Annotated in this window: 22 protein-coding genes, 4 tRNA genes and 3 pseudogenes; 15 read left to right on the top strand and 14 right to left on the bottom strand. The window is 69.5% G+C overall.

What is annotated here, in order from left to right; genetic code table 11:
• Positions 1–56 precede the first annotated feature (56 nt).
• Both RDV84_RS18090 and RDV84_RS26815 read left to right on the top strand, forming a co-directional pair.
• The gene (locus tag RDV84_RS18090) at positions 57–1,454 is read left to right on the top strand and encodes a GntP family permease (RefSeq protein WP_057947871.1); all 1,398 of its coding nucleotides are present in this window, start codon (positions 57–59) and stop codon (positions 1,452–1,454) included.
• Positions 1,379–1,543: pseudogene (locus RDV84_RS26815) on the top strand (DUF6053 domain-containing protein); the annotation flags it as partial. The gene RDV84_RS18090 and the pseudogene RDV84_RS26815, both read left to right, overlap by 76 nt.
• Here RDV84_RS26815 and RDV84_RS26810 read toward each other — a convergent pair.
• Positions 1,471–1,635, bottom strand: a pseudogene (locus RDV84_RS26810) (DUF6053 domain-containing protein); the annotation flags it as partial. The pseudogenes RDV84_RS26815 and RDV84_RS26810 overlap by 73 nt on opposite strands.
• Between RDV84_RS26810 and RDV84_RS18085 the strand changes: the two are divergent.
• The 6 genes from RDV84_RS18085 (at position 1,620) to RDV84_RS18060 (ending at position 7,649) form a co-directional block, all read left to right on the top strand.
• Positions 1,620–2,531 (top strand): STM4015 family protein, encoded by a 912-nt coding sequence (locus RDV84_RS18085; protein WP_078996343.1) that lies wholly within the window; start codon positions 1,620–1,622, stop codon positions 2,529–2,531. The pseudogene RDV84_RS26810 and the gene RDV84_RS18085 overlap by 16 nt on opposite strands.
• 28 nt (positions 2,532–2,559) lie before the next feature.
• Positions 2,560–3,729, top strand: coding sequence for an STM4014 family protein (locus tag RDV84_RS18080; protein ID WP_309153750.1), 1,170 nt, complete (start codon positions 2,560–2,562; stop codon positions 3,727–3,729).
• Entirely contained in the window at positions 3,722–4,555 is an 834-nt protein-coding gene (locus tag RDV84_RS18075) for an STM4013/SEN3800 family hydrolase (protein ID WP_057947873.1), read from the top strand. Before RDV84_RS18080 ends, RDV84_RS18075 begins: the two co-directional genes overlap by 8 nt.
• Positions 4,552–5,952: an STM4012 family radical SAM protein gene (locus RDV84_RS18070; protein WP_309151119.1), complete on the top strand. Its 1,401-nt coding sequence runs from the start codon at positions 4,552–4,554 to the stop codon at positions 5,950–5,952. The genes RDV84_RS18075 and RDV84_RS18070 overlap by 4 nt, the downstream gene beginning before the upstream one ends.
• Before the next feature lie 4 nt (positions 5,953–5,956).
• On the top strand, positions 5,957–6,808 hold the full coding sequence (locus tag RDV84_RS18065) for an STM4011 family radical SAM protein (protein ID WP_309151118.1): 852 nt from the start codon (positions 5,957–5,959) through the stop codon (positions 6,806–6,808).
• A 91-nt stretch (positions 6,809–6,899) separates the two neighbouring features.
• Positions 6,900–7,649, top strand: a complete 750-nt coding sequence (locus RDV84_RS18060; protein ID WP_078996347.1) for a hypothetical protein — start codon at positions 6,900–6,902, stop codon at positions 7,647–7,649.
• A 180-nt stretch (positions 7,650–7,829) separates the two neighbouring features.
• On the opposite strand, the gene RDV84_RS18055 is transcribed toward RDV84_RS18060, so the two are convergent.
• From RDV84_RS18055 to ppsR, 7 genes are all read right to left on the bottom strand, one after another.
• Positions 7,830–8,468 carry a DUF1294 domain-containing protein gene (locus RDV84_RS18055; RefSeq protein ID WP_309151117.1) on the bottom strand — a complete coding sequence of 213 codons (639 nt, stop codon included), beginning with the start codon at positions 8,466–8,468 and terminating at the stop codon, positions 7,830–7,832.
• A gap of 265 nt (positions 8,469–8,733) precedes the next feature.
• A tRNA-Glu gene (locus tag RDV84_RS18050) sits at positions 8,734–8,809 on the bottom strand.
• A 58-nt stretch (positions 8,810–8,867) separates the two neighbouring features.
• A tRNA-Ala gene (locus tag RDV84_RS18045) sits at positions 8,868–8,943 on the bottom strand.
• A gap of 85 nt (positions 8,944–9,028) precedes the next feature.
• Positions 9,029–9,104, bottom strand: a tRNA-Glu gene (locus RDV84_RS18040).
• A 49-nt stretch (positions 9,105–9,153) separates the two neighbouring features.
• A tRNA-Ala gene (locus tag RDV84_RS18035) sits at positions 9,154–9,229 on the bottom strand.
• 45 nt (positions 9,230–9,274) lie between these two features.
• Positions 9,275–9,826 (bottom strand): DUF1249 domain-containing protein, encoded by a 552-nt coding sequence (locus RDV84_RS18030; RefSeq protein WP_250449929.1) that lies wholly within the window; start codon positions 9,824–9,826, stop codon positions 9,275–9,277.
• Positions 9,827–10,148: 322 nt separating this feature from the next.
• The gene (gene ppsR / locus RDV84_RS18025; protein WP_057947877.1) at positions 10,149–10,970 is read right to left on the bottom strand and encodes a posphoenolpyruvate synthetase regulatory kinase/phosphorylase PpsR; all 822 of its coding nucleotides are present in this window, start codon (positions 10,968–10,970) and stop codon (positions 10,149–10,151) included.
• 158 nt (positions 10,971–11,128) lie between these two features.
• Here ppsR and ppsA point away from each other — a divergent pair, with 158 nt between their 5' ends.
• Together ppsA and RDV84_RS18015 are read left to right on the top strand one after the other, a co-directional pair.
• Entirely contained in the window at positions 11,129–13,516 is a 2,388-nt protein-coding gene (ppsA, locus tag RDV84_RS18020) for a phosphoenolpyruvate synthase (protein WP_309151116.1), read from the top strand.
• An 8-nt stretch (positions 13,517–13,524) separates the two neighbouring features.
• Positions 13,525–14,532, top strand: a complete 1,008-nt coding sequence (locus tag RDV84_RS18015) for a mechanosensitive ion channel family protein (RefSeq protein ID WP_309151115.1) — start codon at positions 13,525–13,527, stop codon at positions 14,530–14,532.
• Positions 14,533–14,763: 231 nt separating this feature from the next.
• Here the strand turns inward: RDV84_RS18015 and orn are convergent, their stop codons facing one another.
• A complete protein-coding gene (orn, locus tag RDV84_RS18010; protein WP_078996352.1) occupies positions 14,764–15,345 on the bottom strand; it encodes an oligoribonuclease in 582 nt (193 codons plus the stop codon).
• Between the two features lie 63 nt (positions 15,346–15,408).
• Between orn and RDV84_RS18005 the strand changes: the two genes are divergently transcribed.
• Positions 15,409–15,894, top strand: a complete 486-nt coding sequence (locus tag RDV84_RS18005; RefSeq protein WP_057947880.1) for a DUF2721 domain-containing protein — start codon at positions 15,409–15,411, stop codon at positions 15,892–15,894.
• 53 nt (positions 15,895–15,947) lie between these two features.
• Here RDV84_RS18005 and RDV84_RS26805 read toward each other — a convergent pair.
• A pseudogene (locus tag RDV84_RS26805) lies at positions 15,948–16,055 on the bottom strand (hypothetical protein); the annotation flags it as partial.
• A gap of 35 nt (positions 16,056–16,090) precedes the next feature.
• On the opposite strand from RDV84_RS26805, the gene RDV84_RS18000 reads away from it, so the two are divergent.
• The 3 genes from RDV84_RS18000 (at position 16,091) to RDV84_RS17990 (ending at position 19,124) form a co-directional block, all read left to right on the top strand.
• Positions 16,091–16,573: a DUF2721 domain-containing protein gene (locus RDV84_RS18000; protein WP_240635310.1), complete on the top strand. Its 483-nt coding sequence runs from the start codon at positions 16,091–16,093 to the stop codon at positions 16,571–16,573.
• 754 nt (positions 16,574–17,327) lie between these two features.
• Positions 17,328–18,464: a Cache 3/Cache 2 fusion domain-containing protein gene (locus tag RDV84_RS17995; protein WP_057947881.1), complete on the top strand. Its 1,137-nt coding sequence runs from the start codon at positions 17,328–17,330 to the stop codon at positions 18,462–18,464.
• Positions 18,465–18,506: 42 nt separating this feature from the next.
• A complete protein-coding gene (locus RDV84_RS17990) occupies positions 18,507–19,124 on the top strand; it encodes a DUF8082 domain-containing protein (protein WP_309151114.1) in 618 nt (205 codons plus the stop codon).
• Positions 19,125–19,294: 170 nt separating this feature from the next.
• On the opposite strand, the gene tadA is transcribed toward RDV84_RS17990, so the two are convergent.
• Entirely contained in the window at positions 19,295–19,777 is a 483-nt protein-coding gene (tadA, locus tag RDV84_RS17985; RefSeq protein ID WP_309151113.1) for a tRNA adenosine(34) deaminase TadA, read from the bottom strand.
• A 140-nt stretch (positions 19,778–19,917) separates the two neighbouring features.
• Complete coding sequence (locus RDV84_RS17980; RefSeq protein WP_057947883.1) at positions 19,918–20,427, bottom strand: DUF1993 domain-containing protein; 510 nt, start codon at positions 20,425–20,427, stop codon at positions 19,918–19,920.
• A 117-nt stretch (positions 20,428–20,544) separates the two neighbouring features.
• Here RDV84_RS17980 and RDV84_RS17975 point away from each other — a divergent pair, with 117 nt between their 5' ends.
• Positions 20,545–21,264, top strand: coding sequence for a TetR/AcrR family transcriptional regulator (locus RDV84_RS17975; RefSeq protein WP_309151112.1), 720 nt, complete (start codon positions 20,545–20,547; stop codon positions 21,262–21,264).
• Positions 21,265–21,296: 32 nt separating this feature from the next.
• Here RDV84_RS17975 and RDV84_RS17970 read toward each other — a convergent pair whose 3' ends face one another.
• Positions 21,297–21,677: a hypothetical protein gene (locus RDV84_RS17970; RefSeq protein WP_309151111.1), complete on the bottom strand. Its 381-nt coding sequence runs from the start codon at positions 21,675–21,677 to the stop codon at positions 21,297–21,299.
• Positions 21,678–21,923: 246 nt separating this feature from the next.
• Positions 21,924–22,082, bottom strand: coding sequence for a hypothetical protein (locus tag RDV84_RS17965; RefSeq protein ID WP_157490388.1), 159 nt, complete (start codon positions 22,080–22,082; stop codon positions 21,924–21,926).
• Positions 22,083–22,260 lie beyond the last annotated feature (178 nt).

Below are 22,260 nucleotides of genomic sequence, written 5' to 3'. Positions count from 1 at the left end.
GACACTGCGCGCAGCCGGGCCCGCCGCCCGCGCCGCAATGAGGGGAATCCGAACCGATGGCGTTTTTGATCGTGCTGGCCGCGCTGTGCTTCCTGATGTACGTCGCCTACCGCGGCCACAGCGTGATCTTGTTCGCGCCGGTGGCGGCGCTGGGCGCGGTCCTGCTGACCGACCCGGCGCTGGTCGCGCCGATGTTCACCGGCCTGTTCATGGACAAGATGGTCGGCTTCCTCAAGCTGTATTTCCCGGTGTTCCTGCTCGGCGCGATCTTCGGCAAGGTGATCGAGACCTCGGGCTTCTCCAAGTCGATCGTCGCCGCGACCATCCGCCTGGTCGGGCGCGAACGCGCGATGCTCGCCATCGTCGCGGTGTGCGCGCTGTTGACCTACGGCGGGGTGTCGTTGTTCGTGGTGGTGTTCGCGGTGTATCCCTTCGCCGCCGAGCTGTTCCGCCAGAGCGACATCCCCAAGCGGCTGATCCCCGGCACCATCGCGCTGGGCGCGTTCACCTTCACCATGGATGCGCTGCCGGGCACCCCGCAGATCCAGAACATCATCCCGACCGCGTTCTTCGGCACCGACACCTGGGCCGCGCCGTGGCTGGGCACGCTCGGCGGGGTGTTCATCCTGATCGTCGGCCTGATCTATCTGAACTGGCGCCGGCGCAGCGCGCTCAAGGCCGGCGAAGGCTACGGCACGCAACTCGTCAACGAGCCGGCGCCGTTCGCCGGCGGCACCCTCGCCCATCCGCTGGTGGCGATCGCGCCGCTGCTGGTCGTCGGCGTCGCCAACAAGCTCTTCAGCGAATGGCTGCCGCGGTTCTACGGCAAGCAACACAGCTTCGTCCCGGCGGTGATCGGCGACGCCGCGCCGGTGGTGCAGGAGGTGTCCAAGGTCGCCGCGATCTGGGCGGTGGAAGGCGCGTTGCTGCTCGGCATCGCCACGGTGCTGGCGTTCGCCTGGAAGCCGGTGACGAAGAGTTTCGCCGAAGGCAGCAAGGCCGCGATCGGCGGCGCGTTGCTGGCGGCGATGAATACCGCCAGCGAGTATGGCTTCGGCGCGGTGATCGCGGCGCTGCCGGGTTTTTTGGTGGTGGCCAACGCGCTCGGCGCGATCCCCAACCCGCTGGTCAACGAGGCGGTCACCGTGACCGCGCTGGCCGGCATCACCGGTTCGGCGTCCGGCGGCATGAGCATCGCCCTGGCGGCGATGTCGGAGACCTTCATCGCCAACGCCCAGGCCGCGAACATTCCGATGGAAGTGCTGCACCGCGTGGCCTCGATGGCCTCCGGCGGCATGGACACCCTGCCGCACAACGGCGCGGTCATCACCCTGCTGGCGGTAACCGGCCTGACCCACCGCCAGGCCTACAAGGACGTATTCGCGATCACCCTGATCAAGACCGCGGCGGTGTTCGTGGTGATCGCGACGTTCTACGCCACCGGGCTGGTCTGAGCGGCCGCGCTGTTGTGGGAGGGGCTTCAGCCCCGATGCTGTTGTGCCAGATCGCCGCGAACGGAACGAAAAACATCGGGGCTGAAGCCCCTCCCACGGTTACGCCGGTCCCGCTCCTTAGGTATGCTTCGCCCTCGTTTACCCAACGCAGGCAAGGAGCCCCACGTGACCATCGGCGAATACTCGCAGATCTACCGCGGCAAACGCGTCGTCGAATTCCGCATGGGCGCCACGCCCGCCGGCGGCGACGTGGTCTACCGGCTAACCCAGGACTACGACAGCGAAGAGAGCCAGCGTGCGCTGCTCGACGACTTCCTGTCCAAGGTCGATCCGGCCGAACTGGAAACATTGATCGTCGGCGCCTGGAGCGAGGCCCACGACGAGGGCCCGCAGGGCTACATCGACGCGCTGATCGAATACCGCGCCAAGCTGCCCAAGCTGACCGCGCTGTTCTTCGGCGACATGACCTACGAGGATTGCGAGATCTCGTGGATCACCCAGACCTCCTACAACCCGCTGCTGGCCGCGTTCCCGCAGCTGCAGTCGCTGCGCGTGCGCGGCTCCACCAGCCTGGAACTGCAGGCGTTCTCGCACGACGCGCTGGAAGAGCTGGCGATCGAATGCGGCGGCCTGCCGAGCCAGATCGTCGACGCCGTCGCCGGCTCGACCCTGCCCGCGCTCAAGCACCTGGAGCTGTGGCTCGGCAGCGACAACTACGGTTTCGACGGCGGCCTGGCCCCGTACCAGAACCTGCTCGCCAAGATCGGCCCCGAGCGCCTGCGCTACCTGGGCCTGCGCGATTCGGAAATCAGCGACGAAGTGGCCGTGTGGCTGGCGCAGCAACCGTGGCTGGGCTCGCTGCAGACCCTGGACCTGTCGCTGGGCACCATCGGCGACGTCGGCGCGCAGGCGCTGGCGGAAAGCCCGAACCTCGGCGCGCTGGAGCGCATCGACCTAAGCCACCACTACATCTCCGAAGCGTGGCAGGCCAAGCTGCGCGCGCTGCCATGCCAGGTGGTGCTCGACGATCCCGAGGAAGAGGACGACGGCGACCGCTACGTGGCGGTGTCCGAGTAAGCAGTCCATGGCGCCCCCCGGCTGGCTGCTGATCGGTCCGCGCGACAGCCGCCGGCTGCGCGGGCTGCAGCAGGCCCTGCGCGAACGCGGCTTGGCCGCGGCCGAGGAACTGCATTACGAGGACTTGCTCGACGGCGGGCTCGGCGACGGGCTCGACGGCGGCGCGCTCGCCACGCCGCAGCGCGCGGCCGAGCGCATCGCCGCGCGGCCGGGCGCGCTGGTCAAGATCGAATCGCCGGGTGAAGCCCCGGCCCTGCACGCGGTCCTGATCGAGCGCGGCTGGCGCGCGCTCGGCGCGCCCGGCGCGCCGCCGCGACCGCTCCAGCACGGCGAACTGGCGTACCAGCACTATTGGTACGCGGGGTTTCGCGAGTTGCTCGACGCCCTGCCCGCGCGCGCCGGTTACCTGAATCCGCCCGACGACATCGCCGGCATGAGCGACAAGCTCGCCTGCCAGCTGCGCCTGCGCGCGCAGGGCATCGCGATCCCGCCGCTGCTCGGCGAACTGCACGGCTACGAACACCTGCGCGCGCTGCTGCGCGAGCACGGCGCCGGCCAGGTGTTCGTCAAGGCCCGCTACGGTTCGTCCGGCGCCGGCGTGCTGGCCTATCGCGCCGACCGCAGCGGGCGCGAAGCGGCCTACGGCTCGGCCGAACTGGTCGAAGACGGCGGCGTCGCGCGCGTGTTCAACTCGCTGCGGCCGCGCCGCTACGACGACGGCGCGCAGATCGCGCGCTTGGTCGACGCGATCGCCGCGCAAGGCGCTTACCTCGAGCGCTGGATTCCCAAGCCGCGCGCACCCGACGGCGAAGGCGGCCACTACGACATCCGCGCGGTCGCCCTGGACGGCTTCCTGCGCCACCGCGTCGCCCGCGTCGGCCGCGGCCCGCTGACCAACCTGCACCTGGGCAACCGCCGCGGCGCGCTGGCGCAGTGGCTCGACGATTCGGCCATGCACGCGCTGGAGATCGCCACCCAGCAGGCGGCGATGGCGTTCCCGCGCAGCCGCATGATCGGCTTCGACCTGATCCTGCGCGACGGCCGCAGCTGGGTGCTGGAAGCCAACGCCTTCGGCGACCTGCTGCTCGACCTGCCGTGGCAGGGCCTGAGCACCTACCAGGACCAGGCGCTGCTGCGTCCGGTGCCGGCATCGAACGCGCCGCAGGCGCCGCACGCGCCGGAGCCGGCGCATGCCTGAGTCCGCCGCCCGCTACGACAACCCCGACATGCGCGCCGTGGTCGGCCGGCGCGACCTGTTGCTGGTCACCCTCGACACCCTGCGTTTCGACGCCGCGCAGGAATGCTTCGCGCGCGGCGAACTGCCGGTGCTGGCGCGATGCCTGCACGCGCACGGCTGGGAACGCCGGCACACGCCCGGCAGCTTCACCTACGCCGCGCACGCCGCGTTCTTCGCCGGCTTCCTGCCGACCCCGGCGCGACCCGGACCGCATCCGCGCCTGTTCGCGCTGGACTTCGAAGGCAGCGAGACCACCGCCGCCGGCACCCACGTGTTCCGCGACCGCGCCGACATCGTCTCGGGCCTGCGCGACGCCGGCTACCGCACGATCTGCATCGGCGGCGTCGGCTTCTTCAACAAACGCAATCCGCTCGGCTCGCAGTTTCCCGGCCTGTTCGACGAAAGCCACTGGCATCCGGGCCTGGGCGTGACCGCGCCGGATTCGACCGAACGCCAGGTCGCGCTGGCCTGCGAGCGCCTGGGCAGCGAAGAACTGCGCGACCGGCGCTGCTTCGTCTTCGTCAACGTCTCCGCCCTGCACCAGCCCAACCGCCACTACCTGCCCGGCGCGGACGCCGACGGCTACGCCAGCCATCGCGCCGCGCTGCGCTACGTCGACGCCGCGCTGGCGCCGCTGCTGGACGCGCTGCGCGCGCGCGGCGGCGCCTTCGCCATCGTCTGCTCCGACCACGGCACCGCCTACGGCGAGGACGGCTTCCATGGCCACCGCCTCGCCCACGACACGGTGATGACCGTGCCCTACGCGCACTTCTTCCTCGATCCATGAACGCCGTCGTCCATACCACCGCCGCCCCGAGCCTGGCCGAACTGCTGCGCCTGCCGCCGTACCAGGCCTATTCGTATTCCTATCCGCACAAGACCGCCTACCGCCCGCTGCAGCCGCCGCGCGGCCTGCGCGAACTGTGGGCCGGCGAACCGCGCGATTCGCTGTTCCTGTACCTGCACGTGCCGTTCTGCAGCTACCGCTGCGGCTTCTGCAACCTGTTCGCGCTGGCGCGGCCGGAGCCGGCCAAGGTCGAGCGCTATCTCGACCAGATGGAGCGCCAGCTGCGCGCCACCTGCGAGGCGTTGGACCAACACCGCTTCGTCCGCTTCGCGATCGGCGGCGGCACCCCGAGCTATCTCGACGCGGCGCAGTTGCGGCGGCTGTTCGACATGGTCGAACGCCACGCCACTATCGACCTGCGCGCGATTCCGGCCGGGATCGAGGTCTCGCCGGAAACCGTCGACGAGGACAAGATGCGGCTGTGCCGCAAGCGCGGCATCGACCGGGTCAGCATGGGCATCCAGAGCTTCAGCGAGGCCGAGGTGCGCGCGCTGGTGCGGCCGCAGCAGCGCGCGGTGGTCGAACAGGCCATCGCCGCGATCCGCGCCGCCGGCGTGCCTACGCTGAACCTCGACCTGATCTACGGCATCGCCGGGCAGACGGTCGCCAGCTTCCTGGCGTCGATCGACAGCGCGCTCGAACACCGCCCGGAAGAGCTCTACCTGTACCCGCTGTACGTGCGCCCGCTGACCGGGCTGGGCCGGATCGAAGCCAAGGCCGAGGCCAAGTTCGAGGCCAAGGCCGGCGCGCGCCTGCCGCTGCAGGCCGAGCCGATGGACGAGCGCCTGGCCCTGTACCAGGCCGGCCGCGACCGCCTGCTCGCCGCCGGCTACCAGCAGGTGTCGATGCGCATGTTCCGCGCGCCGCACGCGCCCGACGTCGCCGCGCCGGTGTACTGCTGCCAGAGCGACGGCATGGTCGGCATCGGCTGCGGCGCGCGCTCGTACGCCTCGACCCTGCACTACTCCAGCGAATATGGCGTCGCCCGGCGCAGCGTCGCCGAGATCCTCGACCACTACCTGGAACGCGACCCGGCCTCCTTCGCCGCCGCCGACTACGGCATCGCCCTGGGCGAGGAAGAACGCCGGCGCCGGCACGCGATCCAGTCGCTGCTGATCCGCCCCGGCCTCGACCGCGCCGACTACCGCCGCCGCTTCGGCGCCGACTGCCTCGAACACCTGCCGCAACTGCGCGAACTGTTCGAACACGCGCTGGCGGTCGAAAACGGCGAATGGATCGAACTGACCGACGCCGGCCTCGCCCGCGCCGACACCATCGGCCCGTGGCTGGCCTCGGCGGCCATCGTCGAACGCATGCGCGACTACCGCCTGGGCTGAGCGCATGCACCTGTCCCTGCTCTACCGCGGTCGCCTGAGCAGTTGCAATTACGACTGCGGCTACTGCCCGTTCGCCAAGACCTACGACAGCCGCGAGGCGCTGCGCCGCGACGCCGCCGACCTCGCCCGCTTCGTCGACTGGGCCGGGGCGCAGCGGATGCAGCTGTCGGTGCTGTTCACCCCCTGGGGCGAAGGCCTGGTCCGCCGCCATTACCGCCAGGCCCTGGTCGCGCTGAGCCGGATGGCGCACGTGCGCCGCGCCGCGATCCAGACCAACCTCTGCGTCGGCCTGCGCTGGCTCGACGACGCCGACCTCGGCAAGCTCGCGCTGTGGTGCACCTACCACCCGACCCAGGTCGGCCGCGCCGCGTTCCTGGCCCGCTGCCGCGAACTGGACCGGCGCGGCGTGCGCCACAGCGTCGGCATGGTCGGCTTGCTCGAGGACCTCGACGAGATCGAAGCGATGCGGCGCGAACTGCCGGCGACGACGCCGATGTGGGTCAACGCCTTCGACCCGCGCCCGCCGGACTACTACGACGCCACCCAGATCGCGCGGATCGAGGCCATCGACCCGCACTTCCGCTACAACCTCGCGCCCGCGCCGAGCCTGGGCGCGCCGTGCCTGACCGGCGAGAGCGTGGTCTCGGTCGACGGCGACGGCGAGGTGCGCCGCTGCCACTTCGTCGACCAGCCGCTGGGCAACCTCTACGACGGCAGCTTCGCCGCCCAACTGCGCCAGCGCGCCTGCCCGAACGCGCGCTGCGACTGCTACATCGGCTACGCCCATCGTCCCGACCTGCCGTTCCAGCGCGATTACGCCGGCGGCGTACTGGAACGCGTGCCCTCGTTCGTCTAGCTGTAGCGACGGCCGTCCTGGCCGCCGCCCCACCCCACCAGGCCGCCGCATCGAGCAGCCCCGCCCCTCCCTTTCGCAAAGGACCGCCAGCATGCCCAACCTCTCCCTGCGCAACGCACTTCTCGCCGCCCTGCTGATCCCGGCCGCGCTGGCGCCGGCGTTCGTTCCGGCCCATGCGGCCAAGCCGTCGAAGTCGAAGGCCGCCAAGGCGGCCAAGGCCGCGGCGCCCAAGAACACGCTCAAGCCCGAGCAGGTCGCCGAGCTGTACGCCCGCATCGCGCTGCGCCAGGACGCCGAAGCCGCGACCCAGCTCAACGACTACCTCAAGCCGCTGTTCCCCAATGGCGAGAAGGCGGTCGTCCTGGCCGACCAGGCCGCCATGGACGCGCAGTACGACGGCTTCGCCGACGCCATGCTCGAGGACATGCCCAAGGTCGACAAGAAGAAGGCCAAGCCGGCCGTCGCCGCGGCGATCAAGCGGGTCAACCTGCTCGCGTCCGGCGCCGAATGCCGCGGCGTGTCGAACCGCGAATACGCCAACGAATACGTCAAGAACGGCCGCATCGCCGAGGTCGAGATGCAGTGCACCGTGCCCGTGCTCGGCGCGCGCCTGCAGGAAGTGCTGGCGGGCAAGGGCGCGCCGGCCAAGCTCAAGACCAAGAAGCTGCTCGAAGGCGTCGCCGAGTTCGACCGCGCGCTCGGCCAGGCCGGCAGCCGCACGATCCCGGCCAAGCTGACCCTGTACGCCTCGGCCAAGGGCCAGCCCTGGAACACCGGCGGTGCCGACGACATCGTCGAGACGGTGCACAACGGCATGTACGGCCCGGCCGCCGCCGAGTAAATCCACTGGCACGACCGCATCGCGATTAGACAAAACCCCCGGCCGAGCCGGGGGTTTTGTCGTGCGATCGCCGCGGGATTCCCGACGTCGCCACCGCGGAAAGCGGCTGCGCCGCGTTCGCGCCGGGCAACCGACGCTCGCCGCCCGGACACCGAAAATTCTCGCGCGCGCAGCGAGCCGCTAGACGCGACCGTCGAGCAACAGATCGGTCAACGCGCGCGCCCAGCCCAGGCGCACCGCAGCGGCCACGGCGACCAGATTGAGCAGCACCGTGCCCCAGAACTTCGCCTGGAACGACGGCTTCACCGTCTTGTGGCGGAACTGCTGCTGCGCGATCAACGCGCCCGGCCAGCCGCCGAGCAGATCCAGCAGATGCAACGTGTTCTCGGGCGTGCGCCGCCGGCTCGCGCCCGCCGCATCCTTGTCCAACCAATAGGCGATGTAGGACGCGAAGCTGAAAAACCCCTGCACCAGGGGCACCGCGGCCGGCACCCAACCCAGCGCGCCCAGCGCGGTCACCGCCAGCAACGCCGATACACCCAGCGCCCGCCGCGGAATCCGCCGCAACGGCGAAGGCCCGGCGGACGGCGACGGATGCCGCTCGATCCGCTGCCCGGCGAAACGCACATCGACCGCATTCGCGCGGCCCTTGGCATCGTTCGCGACCCGATACGAAATCAGGTCGCCGAGCACCGGCCGGCGCGAACCCGGCTGGAACGCCTTGACTTGCACGAACGCCCGCGCGCCGCCGTCGTGCGCGACCACGAAACCGAAGCCCTTGTCGTCGTTCCATTCGCAGATCCGGCCCGCCAGTCGCATTGCATCGTTCCCCTGCAATGTGCGTTGAGTTTCGACCGCGGCGAAGCCCGGGCGTCGGGCGACAGCGGAATTCGCCAAGCGCGGCACGGGCTTCATCGCGACGCCCAGCGTAAATCAATCCGGCGGCCTTGCAGACAGATTCGCTTGCTCGCTGGCGCTGGCGCGGCAGATGAGCGCGACGCGCCAGACCCGATGCGGATACGAATTCCACAACCGCAAAAACAACCAGGGCCGCCTTTTGGCAGCCCTGGCTGTTCAATCGATTTGGCGTCCCCACGGGGATTCGAACCCCGGTCGCTACCGTGAAAGGGTAATGTCCTAGGCCTCTAGACGATGGGGACAAAACTGGTTTGGAGCATTCCGGCGGCTTTTCGAAACCCTTTCACGCGTTCGAAAAGTTGGTGGAGCCAGCCGGGATCGAACCGGCGACCTCCTGCATGCCATGCAGGCGCTCTCCCAGCTGAGCTATGGCCCCACGCGCTGGAAACTCTCTGTGTCGCATCGAAACCCCGAAAACGCAGGGCTTCAATATAAAACCCCCTGGACAGGGGGTTTTGGTGTGGCGTCCCCACGGGGATTCGAACCCCGGTCGCTACCGTGAAAGGGTAATGTCCTAGGCCTCTAGACGATGGGGACAAACCTCTGAAACTTATTCCCTTCGAAACCCTTTCACCAGTTCGAAGAGTGGTGGAGCCAGCCGGGATCGAACCGGCGACCTCCTGCATGCCATGCAGGCGCTCTCCCAGCTGAGCTATGGCCCCACGGGCTGGAAAGACGAACATCTTAGCGGGCGTTCAGCGAAGTCGTCAAGCATTCATCGCTGAATTTTTTGCCGCTCCGTCGTGCCCTGCTCCGCGAGGATCGTCCTCGTTCGGATCGGGCGGCGACGGGTCGAGTTCGACGGGGCGCAATCTTGTCATGCCATGCCCGCGTTCGGCTAGATACTCGAGCCACTTTCCGAGAAAAGTATTCATGCGCATGCGATGGCCGAGCACCTGCGCCGGCGGCGGGTACATGCCGATCGCGTCCTGCCAGCGCCGTCCCACATAGCAGTGGGTGGCCTCGACCTGATGCGCGTCGTGGTACAGCCGCACGTAGGCCGAAGGATCGGGTTCGCCGGTCAGCGGGTCCTGCATGGCGTAGGTCAGGCGCAGCTCGGTGGTGTAGCGATGCTGCTCGAGCACGTCCAGGCGCAGGTCCAGGCCGTCGCCGACCTGCGACAGGTACGTGCCGCGCGCGAGCCCGGCCGGCTCGAACATGCGGGTGAGGCGTTCGTGGTTCTCCGCGTACAGGCCCATCAACCAGCCGAAACGGCTGAGCTTGGGGATGCGCGCGAAACGGGAGGCGGCTTGCGTCATGCACGCGATCCTACACGCTGCGCGGCGTTCGCGGCAGGATTGACGGAATGACGAAAAACCCTTAAATTATAGGCTCTTTCGCGATGTCGGCGGGCACGCAAAAAGGCCTCTCGAAACGCCGCAGCCAGCGCGTCGCGCGCCCGCCTCCATTCAGCATCGCCCTCTCCCACCACGCCCCTCCTCCGCCGCGTCATGCCGGCAGCCTCGCCCGCGCGCATCGCGCCGGCCGCGACTGCGCGCGCGAAGGCCGAAAAAAAGCCCGGCGCGTTTGCGCGCACCGGGCTCTTCGCCGCCTCGGCCGCAAGCGGCCTGAACGACGCGTTCAGAACATCTCGCGGTGGATCCCCAGCGTGGTCATGACCTTGCTGGCGATCTCCTCGATCGATGTGTGGGTGGTGCTCAGGGTCGGGATGCGCTCGGCGCGGAACATCGACTCGGCCGCGGCCACCTCGGATTTGCAGGTCTCGAACTTGGCGTAGCGCGAGTTCGGCCGGCGCTCCTGACGGATCTGCTGCAGCCGCACCGGATCGATGGTCAGGCCGAACAGTTTCTGCCGGAACGGCCGCAGCCGCGGCGGCAGGCGGTCGTGCTCGAGGTCTTCCTCGGTCAGCGGGTAGTTGGCCGCGCGCACGCCGTAATGCAGGGCCAGGTAGACGCAGGTCGGGGTCTTGCCGGCGCGCGACACCGCCACCAGGATCAGGTCGGCCTCGTTGTAGTCCACGCTCTGCCCGTCGTCGTGGGTCAGGGCGTAGTTCATGGCGTTGATGCGGCGGTGGTAGCTGTCGAAGTCGACGATGCCGTGGGCCTGGTTGATGCGGCGCTGGCGGGTCTCGTGCAGCTCGCGCTCCAGCGGTTCGATGAACGGCGCGAAAACGTCGAGCATCAGCGCCCCGCTCTCGGCCAGGGCCGCGCCGACCTCGCCGTCCATGCAGGAATTGATGACCACCGGGCGCACCCCGTAGGCCACCGCCGCCTCGCGGATCTTGCCGGCGACCTCCTGCGCCCGCTCCACCGTGTCCACGAACGGGATGCGGTCGGTGACGAAGCGGGTCTCGGTGAACTGCGTCAGCAAGCTGTGGCCGATGGTCTCGGCGGTGATGCCGGTGCCGTCGGAAACGTAGAAGACCGGGCGGGTTCCTGCCATCGATAACCTCGTCTAAGAAAACGGTGCCAGTCGGAAAAAGCCCGGGGGCCAGTACAAAAAGCCCGCCGGATCAAGCTTGTATGCCCCGGACGCACGGGCGATCATATCGTCTTGGCCGCGCCTCGATGCGTCCTAGTCCCCCTCGGAGATAGTGTGTCTTGAACGAGAACATCCTCTGGCTGCACGCGCTGCGCCTCCACGACCTGGCCCGCGTCGGCGGCAAGAACTCCTCGCTTGGCGAGATGATCGGCAACCTGGCCAACCTGGGCGTCTCGGTCCCCGGCGGCTACGCCACCACCGCCGAGGCCTTCAAGGCCTTCATCGCCCATAACGACCTGCACCAGCGCATCTACGACCGCCTCGCCACGCTCGACGTGGAAGACGTGCCGGCGCTGACCAAGGCCGGCGGCGAAATCCGCGGCTGGGTCATCGACGCGCCGCTGCAGCCCGACCTGGACCAGGACATCCGCGCCGCCTACCGCAAGCTCTGCGACGAGAATGCCGGCAGCAGCGGCGGCGACGTCGCCGTCGCGGTGCGCTCCTCGGCCACCGCCGAAGACCTGCCCGACGCCTCGTTCGCCGGCCAGCAGGAAACCTTCCTCAACGTGACCGGCGAAGACGACGTCGTGCGCAAGGTCAAGGAAGTCTTCGCCAGCCTCTACAACGACCGCGCCATCGCCTACCGCGTGCACCACGGCTTCAAGCACGAGGACGTGTTCCTGTCGGCCGGCGTGCAGCTGATGGTGCGCTCCGACGTCGGCGCGTCCGGCGTGCTGTTCACCCTGGACACCGAGTCGGGCTTCCGCGACGTGGTGTTCATCACCTCCAGCTACGGCCTGGGCGAAATGGTCGTGCAGGGCGCGGTCAATCCCGACGAGTTCTACGTCTACAAGCCCACCCTCAGCCAGGGCAAGCCGGCGATCCTGCGCCGCAGCGTCGGCGCCAAGCAGTTGCGCATGGTCTATTCGGACCAGCCCGGCGAGCGCGTGCGCACCGAGGACACGCCGGCCGAGCTGCGAAGCAAGTTCTCGATCACCGACGAAGACGTGCACGAACTCGCCAAGCAGGCGCTGGTGATCGAAAAGCACTACGGCCGGCCGATGGACGTTGAATGGGCGAAGGACGGCGTCAGCGGCAAGCTGTTCATCGTCCAGGCTCGCCCGGAAACGGTGAAGTCGCGGGCCAAGGCCACCCAGATCGAGCGCTACCAGCTCGGCCAGCGCGGCGCCGTGATCGCCGAGGGCCGCGCCATCGGCCAGAAGATCGGCAGCGGCGTGGCGCGCGTGGTGCGCAGCCTCGACGACATGGCGCGGGTGCAGCCCGGCGACGTGCTGGTCGCCGACATGACCGATCCCGACTGGGAGCCGGTGATGAAGCGCGCCGCGGCGATCGTGACCAACCGCGGCGGCCGCACCTGCCACGCGGCGATCATCGCGCGCGAACTCGGCGTGCCGGCGGTCGTCGGCACCGGCAACGGGCTCGACACGATCAAGGAAGGCGAGACCGTCACCATCAGCTGCGCCGAAGGCGACACCGGCTACATCTACGACGGCGCCCTGCCGTTCGAACGCCACGTCGCCGACCTCGACAAGATGCCGCCGGCGCCGCTCAAGGTGATGATGAACGTCGCCAACCCCGAGCGCGCGTTCGACTTCGCCATGCTGCCCAACGCCGGCGTCGGCCTGGCGCGGCTGGAGATGATCATCGCCAGCCACATCGGCATCCATCCCAAGGCGCTGCTGGAATACGCGCAGCAGGATGCGGCGACCAAGAAGAAGATCGACGAGAAGATCGCCGGCTACGGCGACGACCCGGTGCAGTTCTACGTCGACCGCCTGGCCGAGGGCATCGCCACCATCACCGCCTCGTTCGCGCCGAACCCGGTGATCGTGCGCCTGTCGGACTTCAAGTCCAACGAGTACGCCAACCTGATCGGCGGCTCGCGCTACGAGCCGCACGAAGAGAACCCGATGATCGGCTTCCGCGGCGCCAGCCGTTACGTCGATCCGTCCTTCACCGATGCTTTCGCCCTGGAGTGCCAGGCTGTACTCAAGGTGCGCGAGCGGATGGGCCTGACCAATTGCTGGGTCATGATCCCGTTCGTGCGCACGCTCGATGAGGGTCGCCGCGTGGTCGAGGTGCTGGAGAAGAACGGGCTCAAGCAGGGCGAGAATGGTCTCAAGATCATCATGATGTGCGAGGTGCCGTCGAACGCGCTGCTCGCCGACGAGTTCCTGGAGATCTTCGACGGCTTCTCGATCGGCTCCAACGACCTGACCCAGCTCAGCCTCGGCCTGGACCGCGATTCGGCCATCGTCGCGCAGCTGTTCGACGAACGCGACCCGGCGGTCAAGAAGCTGCTGGCGATGGCGATCTCGGCCGCGCGCGCCAAGGGCAAATACGTCGGCATCTGCGGCCAGGGCCCGAGCGATCATCCGGATCTGGCCGAGTGGCTGATGCAGCAGGGCATCGAGTCGGTGTCGCTGAATCCCGACACCGTCGTCGACACCTGGCTGCGCCTGGCCAAGGCCAAGGGCCAGGGCTGAGTTCCGGCATGGCGAAAAGCGACGCCGTCGTGGCGACCACCGCCCAGACCGTCCAGGCGGGGCCCGCGAAAGCGGCCGCCGCCAAGGCTCAGGCCGCCGATCCCGTCATCGGGCTCGGCGCCGGTTTCGACTTCGACAAGCTGATGGGCTGGGCCCAGACCCAGGGCCTGAAGCTGCTGGCCGCGCTGGCGATCCTGCTGATCGGGCTGTGGATCGCCAAGCGCCTGTCGCGGGCGCTGGAGCGGGTCATGACCCGCGCCAACATGGAAGTCACCCTGCGCGGCTTCCTGCGCAATATCGCCTATGCGGTGATGGTGGTGGTGGTCGCGGTGGCCGCGCTGCAGGCGCTCGGCGTGCCGACGACCTCGGTGCTGGCGGTGCTTGGCGCCGCCGGCCTGGCGATCGGCCTGGCGCTGAAGGACTCGCTGTCCAACATCGCCTCGGGGGTCATGCTGATCGTGCTGCGGCCGTTCCGCGCCGGCGACTACGTGCAGGCCGCCGGCGTCGAGGGCACGGTCGAGCAGATCCGGGTGTTCCAGACCCGCCTGCGCACCATCGACAACCGGGTGATCGTGCTGCCCAACAGCCTGATCACCACCGCGGTCATCGTCAACTTCACCGCCAACCCCAAGCGCCGCATCGACCTCACCGTCGGCGTGGGCTACGACGACGATCTGAGAGTCGCCAAAGACACTCTGCTGGCGCTGGCCGGCGCACACCCGAAGGTGCTCAAGGATCCGGCGCCGGAAGTGCTGGTGACCGCCCTGGCCGAGAGCAGCGTCAACCTGGAGCTGCGCGCCTGGGCCAAGACCGGCGATCTGGTCCACACCAAGAGCGACCTGGTCGAGGCCATCCGCAACGACCTGATCGGCAAGGGCCTCAACATCCCGTATCCGCAGCGCGACCTGCACGTGTACCACCACGATGCGGACGGGCGGCCGATCGGCGAGGTGTTGACCAAGGCGGTGGCCGACGACGGCGACGTTGCGGCGGCCGGCGCAAAGCCCAAGAGTTGAGCTGTTCGCGGGGGGCGCACGCCCTCCCCCTTCGCCGCGCCAGTGGGATTCTCCCTGTAGGAGCTGCGCAAGCTGCGACTGCGCAAATGCAACTGCGGCGAAACCTTGATCGCGCCTTCAGCCGCGCCGTGTCGGCTTCATGCCAGCGCCGGTTCGCGGAGTTCGCGGTCGCAGTTCGCGCAGCTCCTACAGTCGCTGCGTTGCGGCCTCACGCGAGACCGCAAGAAAGGCTCAGCCCGCGAGCCCGCCGAGCTTGCCCATGAACCCGCGGTAATGCCGCAGCTCGGCGATCGAGTCGTGCACGTCGCTCAGCGCGGTGTGCTTGCTGTCCTTGTGCATCCCCGCGAGCACCTCCGGCGCCCAGCGCCGCGCCAGTTCCTTGACCGTGCTGACGTCGAGGTTCCGGTAATGGAAGTACTTCTCCAGCTTCGGCATGCAGCGGTGCAGGAAGCGGCGGTCCTGGCAGATCGAGTTGCCGCAGATCGGCGAAGTGTTCGGCGCGACCCAGTCGGCGAGAAACGCCAGGGTCCGGCGCTCGGCCTCTTCCATCGTCACGCCCTGCTCCAGCACGCGCTGCCACAAGCCGGACTTGCCGTGCTGGTTGCGGTTCCACTCGTCCATCGCCTCCAGCCGCTGCAACGGATGGGCGATGGCCAGTTCCGGGCCTTCGGCGAGCACGTTGAGCTGGGCGTCGGTGACGACGGTGGCGATCTCCAGGATCGAGTCGCGGTCGGTGTCCAGCCCGGTCATTTCCAGGTCGATCCAGATCAACCGGTGTTCGTGTCCGTGCTCGTGTCCGGGGTGTCCGCTCATGGCTCGCCGTAGGGTTGCAGGTCGCGGCATGATAGCCCACCCGCCCCCGATGGCCGCGCCGCGATGACCGCCAACGCCCCCGACGTCCACTACGCGATCCTGACCGCGATGCTGGCGCCCGCGTTCTTCCTGACCGCGACCGCCTCGTTGCTGCTGTCGGCCAACAACCGCCTGGCCCGGGTCATCGACCGCGCCCGGGTCCTGCTCAAGGAACTGGCCGAGACCGAGGACGCCGAAGAGCGCGAGCTGATCGAACGCCACATCCTGCGCCAGAAGAAGCGCAGCCGGATCATCCTGCGCGGCAGCCAGTTGCTCTACACCGCGATCAGCTTCTTCGTCGGCACCAGCCTGACCGTGGCCGGCGACGCCGTGCTCGGCTATCGCCTGGGCCTGGTGCCGACCGTGCTGGCCGCGTTCGGGGTGCTGTCGATGTTCGCCGCCAGCCTGCTGCTGGCGCGCGAATCCTCGCTGGCGGTGGAGGCGGTCAACGAGGAGATGGACCACGGCCACGCCAGCGCGGTCAAGCGCTGGGCCAAGGCGCGCGGCTGAGCGGGCGGCGGCTTCGAAGCCGCGCCGGAGCGGCGTCGCCCTGCGGGAGGGCCTTCAGGCCCGACGCTTTTCGGTCCGCCGCCACGCACCGACGGCGCGAACCGGCCGAACAGCGTCGGGGCTGAAGCCCCTCCCACAACAGCTCCCCGCGCTTGCGGCATCATGGGATCCCACGCACGCTCCTCCGCACGCCGCCATGCCCGACCCGCTGCAACTGAGTTCGCACTACGCCGTGGTCTCGGCGATGATCACGCCGGCCTTCTTCCTGACCGCCACCGCTTCGCTGCTGGTGTCGTCGAACAACCGCCTGGCGCGCGTGGTCGACCGCATGCGCCAGCAACTGGCGACGCTGGAAGACACCGTCGACGAGCACGCGCGGCAGTACCTGGAAGCGCGCATCATCCTGCACCGCCGGCGCGTGCGCCTGATCCTGACCTGCCTGCAACTGCTGTACGGCGCGATGACCGCCTTCGTCGGCACCAGCCTGGCCATCGGCATCGACCAGTTCGCCGACTACCGCCTGCGCGGCGTGCCGACCGGGCTGGCGATGTGCGGCGTGCTGCTGGTGCTGGCCGCCTGCATCAACATGGGCCGCGAAGCGCGCATGAGCGTGAGCATGCTCGACGCCGAAGTGAAGCGCGAGTTCGACCGCGACCACGGCCGCAGGAAACGCGGCTGACCCTACCCCTGCGCGCGCCGGGTTTCGCGGAGAATCGGCACTGCGTCACAAAGCTCGATCGCGCGCCGGCCTTCGCGGCCCACGCAGGCATGCGCAAGCGTCATGCGCGCACGCGCAAAGTCCGGGCCCGCATCGCCACATCGCCGGTGCATCGACGCAGCGCGCGATTCGCGCGCAGCGAGCGCGGGCCGCGCGGCGCACTTTTTCTGTCGCGCCAGCCTCTCGCTTTTTGCACGCGCCTCGCCGATGCGGACGCAAGCGTATACGCGATACGGCACTGCCGGCGGCCATGCCGCGGGCCGCGCTGCGTGTCGGCCAGCACATGCCGCATAAGCGCTCCGCACAGTTCGCAAGGTTCGCCGGCGTCCGTCCGGCGACGGCAAATTCTTCTGCGACTGGCCGCACGATCCGCGATCGCCCGCTATCGATATGCTGCGCCCGCCACCGACCTATAGCTTGTAGTCGAGCGTGGCAAACCGACCTCCACGCTCGACGCGCACAGCGCACCAGATACACAAGAACGACTCGCACGCCACACCGCCAGTACGCCGGCCGCATTCGCAGACGGGTAAGCCGCGCCCGCTGCGCAAGCCACGAACGCGTTGTGCAACAAAAAACGATGCCGCTATCTTCTGGCCGTCGTTCGGCCGCCGATACGCGCATCGGGCAAGGAGCGCCCCGCCGCATCGCCCGCGCAATCGCGCGGCTGCGGTCCGAACCGCATTTCATCAACGCGCTCCAGGGGAATGATCCGATGTTTCTTCACTCGTTGCGGGTGCGCCTGCTGCTGCCCGTGCTGGCGCTGGTGCTGGTCGCCGTGCTCGCCTTGACCGTGGTGCTCGCCATCGCCCAGGCGCGCCACGTGCGCGCCGACGCCGCCCAATCCATCGAACGCCGCACGCTGGCGCTGCAGAGCCTGTTCGGCGTCACCCGTTCGATCATGCTCGACCGCACCCACGACGCCATGCGCCTGCTGCGCAGCGAAGGCCGCAAGCTCGGCGCCGCCAGCCTGGGCGGACGCGTCACCGTCGGCGGCCGCGCCAGCAACGACCTGGTGCTCGGTAGCGTCTCGCAGGCCAACAACTTCGCCTTGGTCGACAGCGTCACCGCCATCGCCCAGGGCACCGCGACCTTGTTCGCGCGCGACGGCGAGGACTTCGTGCGCGTCGCCACCAACGTGCGCAAGGACGACGGCAGCCGCGCCATCGGCACCCAGCTCGATCCGCTCGGCCAGGTGATCCCGCACATGCGCAAGGGCGAGAACTTCTATGGCGTGGTCGACATCCTCGGCACGCCCTACGTCACCGGCTACGAGCCGATCTTCGCCGACAGCGACGCCCGCCGCGCGATCGGCGTGTGGTACGTGGGCTACAAGACCGACCTGCAGGCGCTGTCGGAAGTCGTCGACGCCAGCCAGGTGCTGGACTCGGGCTTCATCGCCGTGTTCGACAGCAAGGACAAGCTGCGCTTCCACTCCAAGACCGGCGCGACCGTCGATCCGGCGCAGATCGCGCGCATCGCCCAGGAAACGCCGGACGGCTGGGTGGTCAGCCGCGAGGAAGTGCCGAACTGGGGCTTCACCCTGGTCTCGGCCTATCCCAAGAGCGACGTCGACAAGGCGATCGTGCGCCAGTCGTTGTGGATCGGCGGCATCGGCCTGCTGGTGTGCGCGCTGATCCTGGGCCTGCAGTGGGGCCTGATCTGGAGCCGCGTGCTCAAGCCGATCCAGCACCTGACCACGGTCGCCGAGGAATTGAGCGTCGGCAAGTGGGGCCACACCATCGAGGAGACCGAACTCAAGGACGAGATCGGCAAGCTCGCCCGCGCCATCTCGCGCCTGTCCTACAGCGTGCGCGTGGCGATGGAGCGGCTGGCCAAGCTCTCGCGCTGATCCGCATCGTCCCGACCCCGACAGCGCCCCAGGGAGCGTCGCATGAGCAATGAGTTCCGACCGCTGGTGCAGGTGCTGCGCGAGCTCAAGATCCTGGCGCAGAAGCGCTCCTCCGGCTTCGCCTACATCGTCACCGAGGACAACCACTCCTGCATCGTGCGCCTGCACCAGGGCCAGGTGCAGGAAGTGGTGTACCGGATGCTGCGCAACGAAGAAGCGGTGCAGCGGTTGTCGATGGTGTCGGCGGCCAAGGTCCGCTTCGAGAGCAGCGGCATCGCCGCGCTGCCGCCCGGGCGCGCGCCGCTGAGCGAAGGCTCGGTGGAATGGCTGCTGGGCGGGTTCGAGCACGACCTCGGCGGCCAGCAGTATCAATACTCGCCGGCGGCGACGCCGGCACCGCTGCCGGGCGCGTCGGCCTCTCCCGCCGCGCCAGCGGCGCCCGCGGCGGCGGCGGTCAATCCGCGCGCGCGCCAGGCGCTGGAGCAGGTCGCGCTGAACTACCTGGGGCCGATCGCCGGGATGCTGTGCCAGGAAGCGCTCGACGCCGCCGGCGGCGATCCGCACAAGGCCATTACGCAACTGGCCGGGCAGTTGTATTCGCAGCAGGAGGCGCAGCGTTTCAGCGAGGAGGCGCGCACGGCGCTGGCGGCGTTGCGCTGAGGGGCGAAGGGGGGCGGGTCAGGCGTGGGTTTCGTCGTGGTCGGGGTCTCGCGGTCGCGACTTGCGTCGCTCCTACAGGGGTGGACGTTGTCGCGGCCTCGCCCTGTAGGAGCGACGCAAGTCGCGACCGCGCGGCCCGCCGATCGCCGCGAACCTGAAACCCCGCCCCGCTACACCGCCTTGCCGCGCTTGCGCCTGAAGTACGCGCTCAAGCGCGCCCCGGCCTCGTCGCCGAGCACCCCGCCAAGCACCGCCACGCGATGGTTGTGGCGCGGATCGGCCAGCAGGTCGAACACGCTGCCGGCGGCGCCGGTCTTGGGATCGAACGCGCCGAACACCACCCGCGCCACGCGCGCGTGCACCATCGCCATCGCGCACATCGCGCACGGCTCCAGGGTCACGTACAAGCTCGCGCCGACCAGGCGGTGGTTGCCGATGCGCTGGCCGCCGTCGCGCATGGCCACGATCTCGGCGTGCGCGGACGGGTCGTGCAGGCCGATGTTGCGGTTCCAGCCTTCGCCGAGCAGTTCGCCGGCTTCCGACACCAGCACCGCGCCGACCGGGATCTCGTCGTACTCGCGCTCGGCGCGCTCGGCCAGATCCAGCGCCCGGCGCATCCAGTAACGGTCGATCTCGGCCTGTTGCTCGCTCACGCTGTTTCTCGCTCCGGCGCCGCCGCGGCGCGGCGCCCGGGCGCGATTATGGTGCAGCCGCGCCGCGTGCGCATCCGCTGCGTCCGCAGTCTCGGATGCGCACCGCCGCGAGCGCAGCGCGCCCGCGGCGGTGCGCGCGATCAGGCCGCGCCGCGCAGGTAGTCCATCTTGCCCAGCGGTACGCCGAGGTGGCGCAGGATGCCGTAGGCGGTGGTGAGGTGGAAATAGAAGTTCGGCAGGACGAAGCCGCGGATGTAGTCGCGGGCGACGAAGCGCAGTTCGCGGCCGCCGGGACGGATCACGATCTCGCGCTCTTCCTGGCCGTCCATGCTCTGCGGGGTCACCGTGCGCAGGAATTCCTGGGTCTTGGCGATGCGCTCGCGCAGCTCGTCCAGGGTGGTCTCGGTGTCGGCGAAGCTCGGCGGCGCGATGCCGGCCAGGCGCGCGGCACCGAACTTGGCCGCGTCGCTGGCCGACTGGACCTGGCCGACCAGGGTGTACATGTCCGGCGCCAGCCGCCCGGCCAGCAATCGCTCGGGGTCCTGGCCCTGGGCGCGGGCATGGGCGATGCCCTGGTCGAGCAGGTGCGAAAGCACGTCGAGGCCGCGCTGGAACGCGGGCACGCTGATGTCGTAGAGCGAAAGGCTCATGGGGGTTTCCTGGGTGGCGTGGCAGGGAAACGAAGCGGGCAACGCCCGCCGTATGGGCGGGCCGGCCGAGTCTGAGCGCTTGCCCGGCGGGGGTCAACGAATTTAATATCGATCGCTATGGAATTCGGCGTTGCACATCCGGAACCCTCCGGCGGCACGGGTCTGCCCGCAGCCGCGCCCGAGCCGGCGCTCGGCGGGAACGCCGAAGCCGCCACCGACGCCGCCGCGGCGAAACCGCGCCGCCCACGCGGCCGCCCGCGCGGCTTCGACCGCGATCAAGCCCTGGAAACCGCGATGCGGATGTTCTGGCAGCGCGGCTTCGAAGCCACCTCGATGAGCGAGCTGACCGCCGCCATCGGCGTCGCCGCGCCGAGCCTCTATGCCGCCTTCGGCAGCAAGGAAGACCTGTTCCGCGCCGCGCTGCAACGCTATCTGGAGCAGTTCCGGCGCGGACACGGCAGCGTGCTGGCGACGCCCGGGCTGCCGGCGCGCGAAGCCTTCGCGCGCCTGTTCGACGCGCTCGCCGAGGGCTTCGCCGCCTGCCCGACCCGCTCGGGCTGCATGCTGGTCGCCGCCGAGACCGGCGGCCTCGGCGACGCTACCCAACTGCGCGAAGAGCTCGGCGCGCACCGCGCCAGCGTCGAGGCCGGTTTCCGCGCGCGCATCGAGCGCGGCCAGCGCGAAGGCGACGTGCCCGCCGGTGCCGACGCGGCCGCGTTGGCCAAGTTCCTGTCGACGGTCGTGCAAGGCCTGTCGATCCAGGCCCGCGACGGCGCCGACGCGGCGCAGTTGCGCGAGGTGCTGCGCACTGCGCTGCGCGCCTGGCCCTCGGCGTAGACGCGTTTGTGGGCTGCGCCCGCGGGCCTCGCTTAGGGCTGCAGGTAGGGCTGCTGCGCGAACCCGGCGAAGCCGCGGCGCGGCGCCGCACGCGAAACCGACGCCACCGGCAGCCGGAGCGCGGCGCAGTGCGCCCTCGCCGGCGCCGACACCGACACCGTGCGCGGCGGCTGCGCCGCCACGGCCGCGGGCGGCTCGTGCCGGGCGGCGGCGATCGACAGCAGATGCGGCAGAGCCAGCAATGCGGCGGCCACGGGCAGATATCGCTCCATGCGTTTCTCCTGATCGGACTCGGATCGCCGGCTACGGGGGATGTTTCGGCCGGCTTCGATACGACGACGAACCGCGCAGCGCTGAATCGACACCGCCGCCGCAGCGGGCGCGCGGCGCGCAGCCGCCGTCCGTGTGCCCATAGGCTACGTACCATTGCGGCCTGGAATTGTCCTAATTACGGCAATTGGCGCCGCGATCGAACCGGCGCGAACGTCGCCGCGATCGCGCGGGCACGGGCAGGCGTCGAAGGCGCCCCGCGCGGACGCCCCGCAAGGAGCCGGCCGCAGACCGGAGCACAGGCCCGGCCTCGCCGACAGGGGCCGGCACGACGCCGCGCCCCGAGGGCAAGGGAGCGGATCGCCGCTCCCTTGCCGCCACGAACCGGCTCAGCAGCCGTCCGAGCAGATGATCCAGCACCGCGAATCGGGCTGGTTCGGATCGCAACTGCTGCAGCACGGCCGCGCGAACGCGGACAGACTGACGGTCAGGCCGAACGCGAACGCGCAGCAGGTCAGGAACAGCTTGGCGCGGGACATCCTCTTCATGACGCACTCCTGTCTTCGGTGGCGAAGGCCGCGCGCGCATCCGGCGGCGCGCGGCGCGAAAGCCGGCGGCGCGGGCCGTCCGGCGGTACCGCCGCGGCTCCGTCCGCGGCAGAAGCGGTTCGCGTATCCGCGCGAACGCAAGCGGCTGCGGCAGCCGCCGCGGCCGCACAGCAGCAAG

The sequence above is a fragment of the Lysobacter yananisis genome (genome assembly GCF_031199375.1).
In the GTDB taxonomy this organism is placed as follows: domain Bacteria; phylum Pseudomonadota; class Gammaproteobacteria; order Xanthomonadales; family Xanthomonadaceae; genus Lysobacter; species Lysobacter yananisis.
The sequence above is the reverse complement of the archived record's forward strand: the minus strand, read 5'-3'. Positions and strand labels throughout refer to the sequence as shown.

Excerpts from the sequence above, each read along its gene's own strand:
- RDV84_RS18090 (WP_057947871.1), top strand. The coding sequence starts at position 57 with ATGGCGTTTTTGATCGTGCTGGCCGCGCTGTGCTTCCTGATGTACGTC.
- RDV84_RS18075 (WP_057947873.1), top strand. The coding sequence starts at position 3,722 with ATGCCTGAGTCCGCCGCCCGCTACGACAACCCCGACATGCGCGCCGTG.
- RDV84_RS18070 (WP_309151119.1), top strand. The coding sequence starts at position 4,552 with ATGAACGCCGTCGTCCATACCACCGCCGCCCCGAGCCTGGCCGAACTG.
- RDV84_RS18065 (WP_309151118.1), top strand. The coding sequence starts at position 5,957 with ATGCACCTGTCCCTGCTCTACCGCGGTCGCCTGAGCAGTTGCAATTAC.
- RDV84_RS18060 (WP_078996347.1), top strand. The coding sequence starts at position 6,900 with ATGCCCAACCTCTCCCTGCGCAACGCACTTCTCGCCGCCCTGCTGATC.
- RDV84_RS18055 (WP_309151117.1), bottom strand. The coding sequence starts at position 8,468 with ATGCGACTGGCGGGCCGGATCTGCGAATGGAACGACGACAAGGGCTTC.
- RDV84_RS18030 (WP_250449929.1), bottom strand. The coding sequence starts at position 9,826 with ATGACGCAAGCCGCCTCCCGTTTCGCGCGCATCCCCAAGCTCAGCCGT.
- ppsR (WP_057947877.1), bottom strand. The coding sequence starts at position 10,970 with ATGGCAGGAACCCGCCCGGTCTTCTACGTTTCCGACGGCACCGGCATC.
- RDV84_RS18015 (WP_309151115.1), top strand. The coding sequence starts at position 13,525 with ATGGCGAAAAGCGACGCCGTCGTGGCGACCACCGCCCAGACCGTCCAG.
- orn (WP_078996352.1), bottom strand. The coding sequence starts at position 15,345 with ATGAGCGGACACCCCGGACACGAGCACGGACACGAACACCGGTTGATC.
- RDV84_RS18005 (WP_057947880.1), top strand. The coding sequence starts at position 15,409 with ATGACCGCCAACGCCCCCGACGTCCACTACGCGATCCTGACCGCGATG.
- RDV84_RS18000 (WP_240635310.1), top strand. The coding sequence starts at position 16,091 with ATGCCCGACCCGCTGCAACTGAGTTCGCACTACGCCGTGGTCTCGGCG.
- RDV84_RS17995 (WP_057947881.1), top strand. The coding sequence starts at position 17,328 with ATGTTTCTTCACTCGTTGCGGGTGCGCCTGCTGCTGCCCGTGCTGGCG.
- RDV84_RS17990 (WP_309151114.1), top strand. The coding sequence starts at position 18,507 with ATGAGCAATGAGTTCCGACCGCTGGTGCAGGTGCTGCGCGAGCTCAAG.
- RDV84_RS17980 (WP_057947883.1), bottom strand. The coding sequence starts at position 20,427 with ATGAGCCTTTCGCTCTACGACATCAGCGTGCCCGCGTTCCAGCGCGGC.
- RDV84_RS17975 (WP_309151112.1), top strand. The coding sequence starts at position 20,545 with ATGGAATTCGGCGTTGCACATCCGGAACCCTCCGGCGGCACGGGTCTG.
- RDV84_RS17970 (WP_309151111.1), bottom strand. The coding sequence starts at position 21,677 with ATGGGCACACGGACGGCGGCTGCGCGCCGCGCGCCCGCTGCGGCGGCG.
- RDV84_RS17965 (WP_157490388.1), bottom strand. The coding sequence starts at position 22,082 with ATGAAGAGGATGTCCCGCGCCAAGCTGTTCCTGACCTGCTGCGCGTTC.